Here is a 14,095-nt window from a genome sequence, read left to right on the forward strand (position 1 = left end):
TCCCGATTCATTGACCGAGGTGCGCGTCTGAGCCACGCTTGACCCAGATTTGGTTGAGGTGCTGTAACTGTAGGTATACCAGCGGTGTTGGAGAGATCAGGAGCGGTATGTCATCGTCGGCGTCCACCGAACTTCTCGGCTCATCCGCGGCATCGGGGAATGAGGAGCAGTTGGCCGTCCGGCTGTCCGACCGATACGAAAGAAGCTTGGGCCGCGTATATCTCACTGGGATCCAAGCGCTGGCCAGAGTTCCCCTCGACAGGGCGCGCATCGACCGCGGACAAGGCAAGTCAATTGGCACCTACATCAGTGGGTACGAGGGTTCTCCCCTGGCTGGATATGACATGGAGCTACAAAGGCAAACGAGTCTTCTGGAGACTCACGACATCACCTTTGAACCTGCTCTCAACGAAGAGGCGGCAGCTATGGCCGTCCAGGGGACGCAGTTGATCGGTGAGCTCGACTCGAGAGTCGACGGAGTTGTTGGCTTTTGGTACGGCAAGGCGCCGGGTCTGGATCGTGCGAGCGACGCTCTCAGGCATGCCAACCTGATGGGCACTCATCCGCAGGGAGGAGTTGTTGCGCTGGTGGGTGACGATCCGGGCGCGAAGTCATCCAGCGTTCCTTGCGCCTCGGAGCGAACGCTTGAGGACCTCGGGATGCCAACCCTCTACCCAGCCGACCCGGGTGAGATTCTGACGCTCGGCCGTCATGCAGTGGCCCTTTCTCGCGCAAGCGGCCTGTGGAGTGCGTTGAAGGTTGTAACCGCTGTCGCCGACGGGTCGGCCTCAGTGGATCTGACTACTCACGTGCCCGATCCCGTCTTGCCAATGGGGTCAGGCCGTCACGCCCCAACGGCAAAGCTCTTACAGCCCACGCTGGGACCCTTGGAGCGGGACTTCATGACCACCCGGATGCGTATCGCCAAGGATTACGCTCGCCTGAACAGCTTGAACCCTCTGGTCTCCCCGGCACCATCCGCGCGTGTAGGGGTTGTCACCGCCGGAAAGACATTCCTCGATGTTCAGGAGGCCCTGCGGCGACTTGGGCTTGCGACCGAGGACGAGTCGAGCGGCAGGATCAGACTCCTGAAGCTCGGAATGATCTGGCCCCTCGACGACGCGGCCGTGCGCGAGTTCGCCGCCGGCTTGAGTGAGGTGATTGTCGTCGAGGAGAAGCGCTCCTTCATCGAATCGATGGTGCGCGATGCCCTGTACGGCCTCGATTCCCCGCCGACTGTTTCGGGCAAGACCTCGCCAGACGGTAGCGAGCTATTTGCCGCCTACGGTGAACTCGACACGGACTCTGTTGCCCTCGGCCTGGCTCGGCGGCTCAAAGATCGAGCCGAGTATCCGTCGGTGGCCGAGTGGATGTCGGAGCGCTCGACTGCGCTTTCCCGTCACAGGCTTCATCTGCCATTGGCGCAGCGATCGCCCTACTACTGCTCCGGCTGTCCTCACAACACGTCGACGCGTCCGCACACCGACTCCTTGGTCGGCGCCGGGATCGGGTGCCACGCGATGGTGCTGCTCATGGACTCGAAACAGGTCGGACATGTTATGGGTCTGACGCAGATGGGGGGCGAAGGTATGCAGTGGTTAGGCATGGCTCCCTTCGTCTCGGCTCCCCACCTCGTGCAGAACCTGGGTGACGGGACGTTCCACCACTCAGGAAGCCTGGCCATCCGCGCGGCAGTCGCATCCGGCCAAAACATCACCTATCGAATTCTGTACAACTCAACCGTTGCGATGACCGGTGGCCAAGATGCCGTGGGACAGATGACGGTGCCTGCGATGGTGAAGCACCTGCAAGCCGAAGGCGTCAGCCGAATCATTGTGTCCACCGACGACAAGAAGGCTATGCGTCGCGCACGTCTCCCCAAGGGCGTCAAGATTGTCGATCGGTCCGAAATCGCCGCCGCAGAGCGCGCACTGGCGAGCACACCGGGCACCACGATCCTCATCCACGAACAGGAATGCGCCACGGAACTCCGCCGAAAGCGCAAGCGCGGGCAACGGCCGATGCCGGTCGAGGCAATCGTTATCAACGAGCGATTGTGCGAAGGATGCGGCGACTGCGGCGAGAAGTCCAACTGCTTGTCGGTTCACCCCGTGGACACCGAGTTCGGTCGCAAGACCCGTATCCACCAGAGTTCGTGCAACGCGGACCGTACCTGTCTGGCCGGCGACTGCCCGGCGTTCATGACTGTGAAGGCGGGCCAGCGTGTAGCGAGCTCCTCAGAAGTCCCGCCGCTCGAGGCGGTGCACTTGCCGGAACCCCCGTCGCGTGAACGTAGAGACCAGTGCGTCAGACTTATGGGCATTGGCGGCACCGGTGTGGTGACCACCTCACAAGTCCTGGCGACGGCTGCCTTCCTGGCAGGACTGCATGTGCGCACGCTCGACCAAACAGGCCTCGCCCAGAAGGGCGGGGCGGTGGTCTCGGACGTGAAGTTCACTGCGCGCGACGTCGACATCAGCAACAAGATCGGCGAGCGCGGGTGTGATCTCTACCTTGGCTTCGATGTTCTTGTGGCGGCCGATCCTCGCAACGTCACGGTGCTGGCCGGAGATGGGAACGTCGTCGTTTCGACCTCCGCTGTACCAACGGGCGCAATGATCAGTGACAAGTCCGTGGCCTTTCCAGACACGCACGACGCCCTGGCGCCTCTCGTAGATCGAGTGGGACCGGATCGGATCATCACGGTCGATGCGCGCGCATACGCGGAGGCCCTCTTTGGCGCCGAACAGTTCGCCAACATGATCCTTCTAGGAATCGCCCATCAGAGCGGCGCTCTGACGTTGGCGGCGACCGTCATCGAGGCGGCGATCGGACTCAATGGTGTCGCAGTCCAGCGCAACATCCAGGCTTTCCGGCGGGGGAGGCAATTCGTGTCCGACCCGGTGGCGTTGGAGGCGGTCGTGGCATCAACTACGGCAAGCGTCACGAGTCCTTCATCTCAACCGAGCATGGTCGTGCATGCCCCCTCGGACTCGGAGCTCGAGAGAATCGTCCGCGTTCGTCGCCATGAATTGCGCGCCTACCAGAACGAGAACTATGCGACTGGGTACGAGGAGTTCGTGGAGGCGGTGCGTCGTGCAGAGAGCCAGGTCGACGCCGGTTCCACCGCTCTGAGCGAGTCGGTGGCACGGTTCGCATACAAGCTCATGGCCTACAAAGACGAGTACGAAGTTGCTCGGCTCGCCCTAGACCCGCGCGTGCATGCCGAAGTGTCTGCGCAGTTTGGCGAAGACGCACGTGTGCAGTGGAGACTCCATCCTCCGACGCTTCGGGGCCTTGGATTGAAGCGCAAGTTGGCGCTGGGTCGACCGTTCGCTCCGGTCCTTGTCGCCCTCTATTGGCTTCGGTTCCTTCGGGGATCTCCGCTCGACCCGTTCGGGCACGCAAAGGTGCGACGACTGGAGCGCCATCTCGCGACTAAGTATGAGCAGACGATCCGGCAATGCCTTCCGCGACTGACTAGGGAGAACCTTGCCGATGTGATCCGCCTCGCTGAGTTGCCCGACCAGGTCCGGGGCTACGAAGACATCAAGCTAAGAACGGTCGAAGCCTATGAGGCAGAGCGAGAACGCCTCCTGACCGATCTGCTCTAGGCCGCTGGGCGGCTCACACGCTCGAGGGTTGCACGCTCGAGAGTTTGCACGCTCGAGGGTGGAGACCGATGCACGCCCGATCGTCCCCTGTTGTTGTTTGATAGCCACCGTTGAGGGGCTGTCTCCTGAGTCCCACCAAGGAGCGTTATGTTCGAGCTGTCCCCGGAACACGAGGCCTTCCGCGCGTCTGTGCGCGACTTTGCCGAGAAGGAGATTGCCCCACACGTCGCAAGGTGGGACAAGGCGCACTTCTTTCCCGTCGAGGTCGTGAGGAAGATGGGCGCTATGGGCCTCTTTGGCCTCACGGCACCGGAAGAGTTCGGTGGCGCCGGCGACGACGGGGACTTTACCTCTCTGTGCGTTGCGATCGAGGAGCTCGGCCGAGTCGACCAGTCAATGGGCATCACTCTCGAAGCAGGTGTCGGGCTCGGCATCAATCCCATCCTCACCTTCGGCACTCAAGAGCAACGGGAGCAATGGCTGCCGATGCTGATCTCCGGTGAGCAGCTCGCGGGTTTCGGCCTGACGGAGCCGGACGCGGGCTCCGATGCTGGCGCAACGCGCACCAAGGCCGAGCTCGACGAAGGCGAGTGGGTCGTAAACGGCTCGAAGCAGTTCATTACCAACTCAGGGTCTGAGATCACGGCTGCCGTCACCGTCACAGCCAGGACCGGGACGAGGCCCGACGGGCGAGCGGAGATCTCGACGATCATCCTGCCGGCGGACGCGCCAGGTTTCGTCGCAGCTCCCGCCTATGACAAGCTTGGCTGGCACATCTCGGACACGCACGCGCTCTCGTTCACCAACTGTCGGGTTCCCGAGAGCAATCTTCTCGGGGAGCGAGGACGTGGCTATGCCCAATTCCTCTCGACGCTCGACGACGGTCGGGTGGCTATCGCCGCCCTGGCGGTAGGGCTTCTCCAGGCATGTGTCGATCTCTGCGTGCAGTACGCCGGTGAACGACAGAGCATGGGCGGACCGATTGGGCGCAAGCAGGGAGTCGCCTTCCAGATTGCGGACCTGGAGGTAATGCTGCACGCGTCGCGCCAACTCACGTACCGCGCCGCGGCCATGAAGGACGCCATGCTCGCCGGCAACCCCGGGGCTCCGTCGATCAGAGAGTTCAAGCACGCCGCCTCCATTGCGAAGCTGTACAGCACCGAGTCCGCAGTAAGTGCTACTCGCACGGCGACCCAAGTTTTCGGTGGGTACGGATTCATGGAGGAATACCCGGTGGCAAGGTTCTACCGCGACTCCAAGATCCTCGAGATCGGCGAAGGCACCTCCGAAGTGCAGAGAATCCTGATCGCCCGGGGCCTCGGCCTCCCGGTGGAGTGATCGCGATGAATGCACCTGACAACCGGAAGCGAATCCAGCAGCGAGGAATGTGGTTCGAAGACTTCGAGGTGGGCACGATATACGAGCACCGCCCCGGGAGGACTGTGACGGAAGCGGACAACGTGTTCTTCACAACCCTGACCATGAACACCCAGCCGCTGCACCTAGACGCCCACGAGAGTGGCCAGCTCGCGCCCTTCAACGAACGGCTCGTGAACTCGATGTTCACCCTCTCAACCCTCGTGGGGCTATCCGTGGCGCAGCTGACTCAGGGCACCATTGTGGCGAACCTTGGTTTCTCGGAGGTGTCCTTTCCGGTGCCGGTGAGGCACGGCGACACGATCTACGCCGAGACCTTGGTCCTCGACAAACGACCCTCGCACAGCCGACCGGGTGAGGGGCTCGTGAGCCTCGAGCACATGGCCCGAAACCAGTCGGGCGCCATTGTCGCCCGCGCAGTTCGCATGACCTTGGTTCGGATGAAGCCGGAGCAGGATGGTGAAGGGTGACGGCGTGGTTCCCCGGCCCGGGTTGGTTGTTTTGTCCAGCGGATCGGCCCGATCGATACCTCAAGGCGCTGGCCCTGGCCGACGTCGTCATCCTCGACCTCGAAGATGCAGTGGCGCCCAAGCGGCGCGAAGCCGCCCGCAAAGAACTCCGGCGGCTTGCGAGTGACGGGCAGCTCGACCCCGAACGAACTCTCGTTCGGGTCAACGGCTCCGGGCCAGGCAGCGTGGCCGACCACAACGCCGACTTGAAGGTAATCGAGGCCCTCGGGCTGCCCCGCGTCATGCTCGCCAAGGCCGAGGACCCGGCGTCCGTCAGGGCAATCGACCGCGAAGTGGTCGTGCTCCTGGAGACGCCAAAAGGTGTGGAGTTCGCCCGCGAACTGGCGGAGCAGGACAACGTCATAGGGGTCATGTGGGGTGCCGACGACCTGATCGCTGGGCTGGGCGGCACATCCAGCCGCTTCCCAAACGGCAAGCTGAGGGACGCGGCTCGGTACGCCCGTTCGCGCGCTCTGGTCGCTGCGAAGGCGTATCACCGGCTCGCGCTCGACGCGGTTCACATGGACATCCCTGACCTCGACGGCCTTTCGGCGGCGTGCCACGACGCGGCTGCGACGGGCTTCGACACGACCGTGGCAATCCACCCCTCACAGATAGCGACTGTCCGCGCTGCCTACGCACCGTCCGAGGAACTTGTCTCGTGGGCCCGCCGACTCCTCGATCACGTCGGAGACGATCGGGGCGTAACGACCTTCGAAGGCCGCATGGTCGACGGCCCGATCTACAAACAAGCTGAACGCATTCTCCGACTAGCCCCCATGGTGAAAGGCTCGCGATGAACGACATGCAGCTTTTTGTCGGCGAGTTCAGGGAGCGAATCGCCACCGTCCGCCTCGGTGGGAGCGAGGCAGCGCGGGAGAAGCACCAGGCGCGGGGCAAGTTGTTGGCCCGTGATCGAGTCGATCGGCTCCTCGATCCGGGCAGCCCCTTCCTGGAGCTCAGCCCTCTCGCGGCTTTCGGCATGTACGACACCTCATCCGACTACGCGGTGCCCAGCGCGGGCGTCGTTGCGGGGATCGGCACGGTCAGCGGACGTCTGATCATGGTGGTAGCGAACGACGCGACCGTGAAGGGTGGGACCTACTACCCCATGACGGTCAAGAAGCACCTGCGCGCCCAAGAGGTCGCACGGGCCAACCGGCTGCCATGCGTCTACCTCGTCGACAGCGGGGGCGCGTTCCTACCACTTCAGGATGAGGTGTTCCCCGACCGCGAACACTTTGGCCGAATCTTCTTCAACCAGGCCAACCTCTCAGCCCAAGGCATCCCCCAGCTGGCCGCTGTCATGGGGTCTTGCACCGCGGGGGGAGCATACGTGCCGGCCATGAGTGACGAGACGATCATTGTCAAGAACCAGGGGACGATCTTCCTCGGGGGACCGCCTTTGGTGAAGGCGGCGACCGGTGAGGTCGTCACGGCGGAGGACCTCGGCGGCGGCGATGTTCACGCGCGGAAGTCCGGCGTGGTGGACCACCTCGCGGACGATGATGCGCACGCCCTTCACCTGGTTCGCTCCATCGTCAGCACCTACGAGCGCCCCACGACGCGGGCGTGGGAAGTCGCCGAACCCGAGGAGCCAGCCGAAGACCCCGCTGAGCTTCTCGACATCGTGCCGACGGACTCGCGCATCCCGTACGACGTTCGCGAGGTGATCCGAAGGCTGGTCGATGGAAGCCGTTTCCAGGAGTTCAAGGCCCTCTATGGAGAGACCCTGGTGTGTGGTTTCAGCAGGATCTGGGGACACCCAGTCGGGATCATCGCCAACAACGGCATCCTCTTCAGCGAGTCGGCACGCAAGGGCGCTCACTTCATCGAACTGTGCAACCAACGCGGCATACCGCTCCTCTTCCTCCAGAACATCACCGGCTTCATGGTGGGACGTGAGTACGAGAACGGCGGGATCGCGCGTGACGGCGCCAAGCTCGTCACCGCCGTGGCCTGTTCCGTCGTCCCCAAGTTCACGGTCGTGATCGGGGGCTCGTTTGGTGCGGGCAACTATGGGATGTGCGGCCGAGCGTACGACCCGCGCTTCATGTGGATGTGGCCCAACGCTCGGATCAGTGTGATGGGTGGAGAGCAGGCCGCCTCCGTTCTCGCGACGGTCCGGCGCGACGGCATCGAGTCGCGGGGCGAAGAGTGGTCCACGGAGGACGAGAAGTCGTTCAAGAACCCCATCCGTGAGCAGTACGAGACTCAAGGCTCGCCCTACTACGCAACGGCCCGTCTCTGGGACGACGGCATCATTGATCCGCTGGACACGCGACGGCTGCTGGGTATGGGGCTGGAGACGGCGTCCGTTGGACCATTGCCCGAACCCCGTTACGGCGTCTTCCGGATGTGATGACGATGACCCTGACCACCGCTCTTCCCAGCGTTCTCATAGCGAACCGCGGCGAGATCGCCCTTCGAGTGATCCGCACGGCGCGGCGCCTCGGCGTTCGCACCATCGCGCTGTACACGGACCTAGATGTCGACGCCCCCCATGTCCGGGCGGCTGACTCTGCCGTCCACGTGCGCAGCTATCTCGACGTTGATGCCGTCGTCGGCGCAGCTCAGTCCTCGGGGGCGGCCGCAGTGCACCCCGGCTACGGCTTCCTCTCCGAGCGGGCGGCGTTCGCGAATGCCTTGGAGGCCGCGGGTATCCGACTGGTGGGGCCGACCGCGCTAGTGATGGAGCAGATGGGACGCAAGGACGCGGCCCGCGACGTTGCCGTCGCCGCCGGCGTGCCCGTGATCCCTGCGCATGCCGCGGCCGACGACCCCGAGTCCTTCTCCTACCCGGTGCTGGTGAAGGCAGCGGCGGGTGGTGGGGGAAAGGGCATGCGAGTCGTGGGAGCGGCGTCCGACTTCGCCGAGTCCTTGGCGGCCGCGAAACGTGAAGCCATGTCGTCCTTCGGCGATGACACGATTCTCATCGAGCGATATGTTGAGAGCGGTCGTCACATCGAGGTCCAGGTGATGGGGGACGAGCACGGCACCGTTCTTCACCTCTGGGAACGCGACTGCTCAACACAGCGCCGTCACCAGAAGGTGCTTGAGGAAGCGCCGGCACCCAGCATCACCGAGGAAACGCGCCAGGCGCTCACAGGTGCTGCAGTCCGATTGGCCGCGGCGGTCCAGTACACCGGCGCGGGGACGGTCGAGTTCCTACTCGACAGCGAGACTCAGGAGTTCTTCTTCCTCGAGATGAACACTCGGCTTCAGGTGGAGCACCCCGTGACAGAGGCGATCACTGGGCTCGACCTTGTCGAGCTTCAGTTCTTGGTCGCGGCAGGTCAGCCACTCCCGTTGTCCCAGGAACAGGTGACTCGAAGCGGTCATGCCATCGAGGCCCGCGTCTACGCCGAAGACTCCTACAACGGGTTCTTGCCCCAGGCCGGGAGAGCCACCTCAGTTAGGTGGCCATCGCCCCCCGCCATCGGCGAGACAACCCTGCGAGTCGACCACGCCCTGTTCAGCGGGCAGACCGTGCCCACGGCCTATGACCCCATGCTTGGAAAGGTCATTGTCCACGGTTCTGACAGAGAGGCCGCCCGTCGCGGGCTTCTCGCCGCCCTCGACGACACGGCCATCCTCGGCCTGACGACCAACGCCGGCTTTCTCCGCGGCCTGGTCGCTCACGACGCCTTTCGCGACGCGCTCATCGACACGGCCTGGTTGGACGACTCGGCCAAGAGCCAGTTGGCTCTGACCGCGCCGGACTCCGGACCCGCGCGCCGGCAGGCGGCGTGGGCGCTTCACCAGTCGGAGAGGAGGCGGGTCGGCGCTTTCCACGCCGACGGCTTCCGGATGGCTGGCGCGCCTGCACGAATCGTTGTCGAGCTTGACGAGCAGGTCGAGCTCGTGGGACGGCCCCCTGCGTCGGTTGCGGCGGTGATCACGCCGGATCAGATCGAACTGGCGTGGCAAGGCCAGCGATACGTCTTCGAGCGGCCAGACCCTGCACGAGCGAATGGCGCCGTGCCTGGGGATGGGTCAGTGCTGGCACCCATGCCGGGAACGGTGCTGGACGTACGAGTCGCTGTCGGCGACGTGGTTGTCGAAGGCCAGGTTCTTGGTGTCATGGAGGCGATGAAGATGGAGCTGACTCTCAAAGCTCCCTTGCCAGGAACCGTTGCCGTAACCGACGCCCAAGTAGGCGACCAGGTTCCCCTAGGCGCCATGCTCTTCGAAATTCACCCGGTCGACCCTCCCAACGAAAGCGCCTGAATGATGGACAAAGTCGTCTCCACCGCGGCCGAAGCCATCGACGGGATCGTCGATGGCTCCTCCCTCTCGGTGGGCGGGTTCGGGCTCTGCGGCATCCCGAGCGTGCTCATCGCGGCGATCCACGATGCGGGGGTGAAGGACCTAGAGGCGATCTCGAACAACTGTGGCGTCGACGACTGGGGTCTGGGCATCCTGCTCAAGGACAAGCGGATCCGTCGGATGGTCTCGTCCTACGTCGGGGAGAACAAGGAGTTCGAGCGCCAGTACCTCTCCGGTGAGCTCGAGGTCGAGCTGACGCCGCAGGGCACCCTGGCCGAGCGGCTGCGCGCCGGCGGGTCGGGGATCCCCGCGTTCTACACCGTGACCGGCGCCGGCACGCAGGTTGCCGACGGTGGGCTGCCCTGGCTGTATGCCGCGGACGGCACCGTCGCGAAGGCCTCACCCGCCAAGGAGGTCAAGGTCTTCGAGGTCGACGGCGTCGAGAAGGAGTTCGTCCTGGAACGGGCGATCGTGGCCGACTTCGGGCTGGTCCGTGCAGCCAAGGGCGACCGGCACGGCAACCTCGTCTTCAACCAGTCCGCCCGCAACTTCAACCCCCTCGCGGCGATGGCAGGGCGGGTCACGATCGCCGAGGTCGAGGAGCTCGTCGAACCTGGCGAGCTCGACCCCGACCAGGTCCACCTGCCCGGCATCTACGTGCACCGGGTGCTGCCCCTGACCGCCGACCAGGCCAAGGACAAGCGCATCGAACGCCGGACCGTCCGCCCCCGCATCGAGACCACCACGACGAAGGAGGCCTGACCGATGGCACTGACCCGTGAGCAGATGGCCGCCCGCGCCGCCACCGAGCTGTCGGACAGCTCCTACGTCAACCTCGGTATCGGCCTGCCGACACTGGTCCCCAACTACGTCCCCGACGACGTCGAGATCGTGCTCCAGTCCGAGAACGGCATCCTCGGCGTGGGCGCGTATCCCGTTGACGGTGAAGAGGACCCGGACCTCATCAACGCCGGCAAGGAAACCGTCACGCTGCGCCGTGGGTCGTCCTTCTTCGACTCCGCCACCAGCTTCGGGATGATCCGCGGGGGCAAGGTCGACGCCGCCATCCTCGGCGCCATGCAGGTCTCGGCCAAGGGCGACATCGCCAACTGGATGATCCCGGGCAAGATGGTCAAGGGCATGGGCGGGGCGATGGACCTGGTGCACGGGGCCAAGAAGGTCATCGTCCTGATGGAGCACAACGCCAAGGACGGCTCCTACAAGATCGTCGACGAGTGCTCGCTGCCCTACACCGGGCGAGGCGTCGTCCAGCGGATCATCACCGACCTGTGCGTCTTCGACGTCACCCCTGACGGGCTCGTCCTGCGTGAGCTGGCCGACGGCGTCACCGAGGACGAGGTCCTACAACGCACTGAACCCAGGTTCGAGACCCGGCTCGGCTGACGAGAGCGTCGTTCGACATGTGGCGCTACGCATTGTTCGACTTCGACCCACAGGGTGGCCAGACGTTTGATGAATGGCGCAGGAAAATGGCAGAAGATGGATGGCAGCTCTGGTCTATCGACGGTCGGCGCAGCGGTGCCTGGATCAATGTGGAGGGTCAAAGGCTTTGGCGCCTCAGCCTGCGTTTTTGGAAGGGCCCGGGCGTGCGTCCGACCATGCCGAACTCTGCGACCGGAACGGACACGGCCCCCGACAAATTGCCGCCCCAGGAACCACCCCCACGCGAGGGCGATCGTCTGCAGGAACCGCAACAACCGTGAGTGCCTTCGAGAGACATGCATTGACCACCATAGACGCGCGCACGCAATTGGGCGCCGCCACCGAGGCGTCTCTGCGAGCGGAACTCGCGCCTGTGGATCGCCTGGTGCACCACTCAACTTCCATGTGAATGACAACCGACTCACTACCGCCAAAGCACACCGCGACTGACGGAGTGGCACTTCCGGCATAGTCTGGTTGGGTCTGGTTTGGGTGCCGTCCCTTCGTCCCCGGGCTGGAACTTTCGCGCAGTCGAGAGGCGTGGCGGGCGCCCGGAGAAGGCCTCGGTGGGCCGACGAGATCGTGGGCGTGGCCGTCCCGCTGCTGTCAGTTGACTCGTACGTCCAAGTGTCGCAGTCCCCGCAGGTCGCTGACCTGCGGTTTTGGTGGCCAGGGGCGGGGTCGAACCGCCGACCTTCCGATTTTCAGATGTCGGCAGCCGGGCGCGCCGGTCTGTAGGAGCGCTGTGTGGTGCCGCCTTGGGTCACCTCAAGTGCAGTTCCAGCTGGTGGTGTCTGGACGCGTTGCTGTCAGTGCTGCTGTCACACGATCCGACGCTAGATCACCACTCCACACGGCACGGTCTCGTAAGCTTGGCGCGTTCCGCAAAGGGCACGATAACCCTGACCTTCGTGGCGCCGAACACCCCGAAGGTGCGGGTGCCGACCCCCCAGCCCAGGTCAAGGCCGACCCCGGCTGCGCGCTGGTCGCCCCTGATCCGTTCTCCGCGACTTACCTCGTCCAGCCCGGACGCCACGTCTTCAAGGTGTCTTAACCCGGGTCCACAGATGGCACCGGCGACCAACTGACCCGGGTCGCCGGTGCGTGATGGGTGGCGAGAGCGCGGGCGAGAACGTACTGGTCAGCGGTGGCTGGCCGCGTGTTCCACTGTGATCCTCGGATCGTGCAGAAGTTGCTGCTGGGTGGTCAGGCCGCGAGGGCGGTGGAGACCTTCCTGCGCCACCGGGGAAACTGGGAACGCACGGGTGACGAACTCGAAGCGCCGCATTTCGGTGCGGACGGCGCGCCCGTGCACATAAGGCACTGAACGCCGATCTAGCGGATCCCGACGTGGGGGCTCGCTTGCGGCTCGCGCTGCGAGCCGTACGGGGCAGCACGCCCGTCGACCGCTGAACAGGGTCGGCGACCGCCCGGCCTGCTCTCGCACGGTCGATTCGGCGAGCATGACGCTCGCGCACGGACTTACCGTCGTTCCGTCCGCGGCGTCTTGCGCCAAATAGAGCTGACGCACAAGGAAGAAGTCGCTTCTACGTCAACGACATGCCCCCCTGCGGCGCGGGCCAGCTGCCCTTCGGAGGAGACCGCGCCCATGCACCAACACGAGGCCGGCTCCGCACAGAACTTCCTGCGCGCTGCACCGGTACTGAGAGCAGGGCGGACCCCTCCGGAGCCACACACCGGCAACGGCGCCCGGCCGGAGAGCAAACCGCTAGAGAGCCACCCAAACACGCTGGTGGGCACCCGCAAAGAGGGCCTCCGGCCGAACACCTGGACCGAGTCTGGCCAGACACCGGCCCTACCGACAATCGTCAAGTAGCCGCGATCCGGCGCTTCACGGACTGCGGAAGAGCTGCCTTCTTTCAGCTGTCAGGCACACGCCTTGTAATCTGTGTGACGCAGCCGACAGGTTCTGGCTTGTCCTGCGCAGCGCTCGCCGTGGCCGGACATTGACCCTCCCGCGACTTCTCGGACGTTCGGCGACACGAAAGGCTAGAAGGGCTCCATGACCGACACGTTGAGTCCGCGCAGTCGCCGACGAGGCGACGTGCTGGTCGAGGCCATCCTCCACGCCGCATGGGCGGAGCTCGATGAGAAGGGGTGGGCCGACTTCCGCATCGCCGATGTCGCACTTCGCGCGGGCACCAGCAAGGCCGTGCTCTATCGACGCTGGCCGAACCGGGCTGCACTGGCGAGGAACGCGCTCATGCGCAGGGCAGAGACGAGCGCCTCGGTTCCCTTCTCTCCGTCGGGGGACCTCCGGGCCGACCTGATAGCCCACCTTCGCGCCGTGGCGGACTACCTCGACGGTCCCGTCGGCGCAGCCGTCAGGGTCGTCCTCACCGAGGACCACGGCGTCCACCACGCCCCCGAGGACCGTCCCGGGCTGTGGGGCCATCCGGGCATCACTGTCGGGCCCATCGTCGACGCGGCAAGGCAGTCTGGAGAGCTCGGTCCGCAATTTGTCGGACCAGCCGTCCTGAACCTAGGCCGAGTGCTGCTCGACTACGAGTTTCTGCTGGACGGGCGAGCACCAACGGCCGCTCAGATCGACGAGATTGTCGACAACATCTGGCTGCCTGCTTTGCGCCATGCCACCCGAGCTCCCACGCCCACGACGTAAGAAACTGCTAGTTCTCTATTGCCAGACCCGCCCCGTCCCACCTACGTTGTGAGCGCTAACACTCGCAATGAAAGGGATGCTCATGAGCAATGGGGCTCAGGACCACAGCGCGGTTTCACCGGCCCGTCGTCCACGGGAAGCGGCTGTCGACGCCGGCTTCGCCGAGCCGGCGTCACCCAGAGGTGGAGGCCGACCCCGCCGTCGGACCATCGTCCAGGCCGGCGCTGCCCTCGGCGCGGTCG

At 64.8% G+C, this 14,095-nt stretch carries 10 protein-coding genes; all 10 read left to right on the forward strand.

The genetic code is table 11. The features are described 5' to 3' along the window. Positions 1–107 precede the first annotated feature (107 nt). The 10 genes from ACXJKD_RS13385 (at position 108) to ACXJKD_RS13430 (ending at position 13,853) form a co-directional block, all read left to right on the forward strand. Entirely contained in the window at positions 108–3,614 is a 3,507-nt protein-coding gene (locus ACXJKD_RS13385; RefSeq protein ID WP_457255105.1) for an indolepyruvate ferredoxin oxidoreductase family protein, read from the forward strand. Positions 3,615–3,761: 147 nt separating this feature from the next. After that, positions 3,762–4,952 carry an acyl-CoA dehydrogenase family protein gene (locus tag ACXJKD_RS13390; protein WP_457255106.1) on the forward strand — a complete coding sequence of 397 codons (1,191 nt, stop codon included), beginning with the start codon at positions 3,762–3,764 and terminating at the stop codon, positions 4,950–4,952. A gap of 5 nt (positions 4,953–4,957) precedes the next feature. Next, a complete protein-coding gene (locus tag ACXJKD_RS13395; RefSeq protein ID WP_457255108.1) occupies positions 4,958–5,461 on the forward strand; it encodes a MaoC family dehydratase in 504 nt (167 codons plus the stop codon). After that, entirely contained in the window at positions 5,458–6,300 is an 843-nt protein-coding gene (locus ACXJKD_RS13400; protein ID WP_457255109.1) for an HpcH/HpaI aldolase/citrate lyase family protein, read from the forward strand. The genes ACXJKD_RS13395 and ACXJKD_RS13400 overlap by 4 nt, the downstream gene beginning before the upstream one ends. Further along, positions 6,297–7,862 (forward strand): carboxyl transferase domain-containing protein, encoded by a 1,566-nt coding sequence (locus ACXJKD_RS13405; protein WP_457255110.1) that lies wholly within the window; start codon positions 6,297–6,299, stop codon positions 7,860–7,862. The genes ACXJKD_RS13400 and ACXJKD_RS13405 overlap by 4 nt, the downstream gene beginning before the upstream one ends. Before the next feature lie 5 nt (positions 7,863–7,867). Continuing rightward, positions 7,868–9,730, forward strand: coding sequence for an acetyl/propionyl/methylcrotonyl-CoA carboxylase subunit alpha (locus tag ACXJKD_RS13410; RefSeq protein WP_457255111.1), 1,863 nt, complete (start codon positions 7,868–7,870; stop codon positions 9,728–9,730). A gap of 3 nt (positions 9,731–9,733) precedes the next feature. Next, positions 9,734–10,531: a CoA transferase subunit A gene (locus ACXJKD_RS13415; protein ID WP_457255195.1), complete on the forward strand. Its 798-nt coding sequence runs from the start codon at positions 9,734–9,736 to the stop codon at positions 10,529–10,531. A 3-nt stretch (positions 10,532–10,534) separates the two neighbouring features. Then, positions 10,535–11,173, forward strand: a complete 639-nt coding sequence (locus ACXJKD_RS13420; protein WP_457255112.1) for a CoA transferase subunit B — start codon at positions 10,535–10,537, stop codon at positions 11,171–11,173. 1,222 nt (positions 11,174–12,395) lie between these two features. Then, on the forward strand, positions 12,396–12,539 hold the full coding sequence (locus ACXJKD_RS13425; RefSeq protein ID WP_457255113.1) for a hypothetical protein: 144 nt from the start codon (positions 12,396–12,398) through the stop codon (positions 12,537–12,539). A 696-nt stretch (positions 12,540–13,235) separates the two neighbouring features. Next, entirely contained in the window at positions 13,236–13,853 is a 618-nt protein-coding gene (locus tag ACXJKD_RS13430; protein ID WP_457255114.1) for a TetR/AcrR family transcriptional regulator, read from the forward strand. The last annotated feature ends 242 nt before the right edge of the window (positions 13,854–14,095 follow it).

This window comes from Pedococcus sp. P5_B7, assembly GCF_054049895.1.

Excerpts from the sequence above, each read along its gene's own strand:
- ACXJKD_RS13385 (WP_457255105.1), top strand. The coding sequence starts at position 108 with ATGTCATCGTCGGCGTCCACCGAACTTCTCGGCTCATCCGCGGCATCG.
- ACXJKD_RS13390 (WP_457255106.1), top strand. The coding sequence starts at position 3,762 with ATGTTCGAGCTGTCCCCGGAACACGAGGCCTTCCGCGCGTCTGTGCGC.
- ACXJKD_RS13395 (WP_457255108.1), top strand. The coding sequence starts at position 4,958 with ATGAATGCACCTGACAACCGGAAGCGAATCCAGCAGCGAGGAATGTGG.
- ACXJKD_RS13405 (WP_457255110.1), top strand. The coding sequence starts at position 6,297 with ATGAACGACATGCAGCTTTTTGTCGGCGAGTTCAGGGAGCGAATCGCC.
- ACXJKD_RS13410 (WP_457255111.1), top strand. The coding sequence starts at position 7,868 with ATGACCCTGACCACCGCTCTTCCCAGCGTTCTCATAGCGAACCGCGGC.
- ACXJKD_RS13415 (WP_457255195.1), top strand. The coding sequence starts at position 9,734 with ATGGACAAAGTCGTCTCCACCGCGGCCGAAGCCATCGACGGGATCGTC.
- ACXJKD_RS13420 (WP_457255112.1), top strand. The coding sequence starts at position 10,535 with ATGGCACTGACCCGTGAGCAGATGGCCGCCCGCGCCGCCACCGAGCTG.
- ACXJKD_RS13430 (WP_457255114.1), top strand. The coding sequence starts at position 13,236 with ATGACCGACACGTTGAGTCCGCGCAGTCGCCGACGAGGCGACGTGCTG.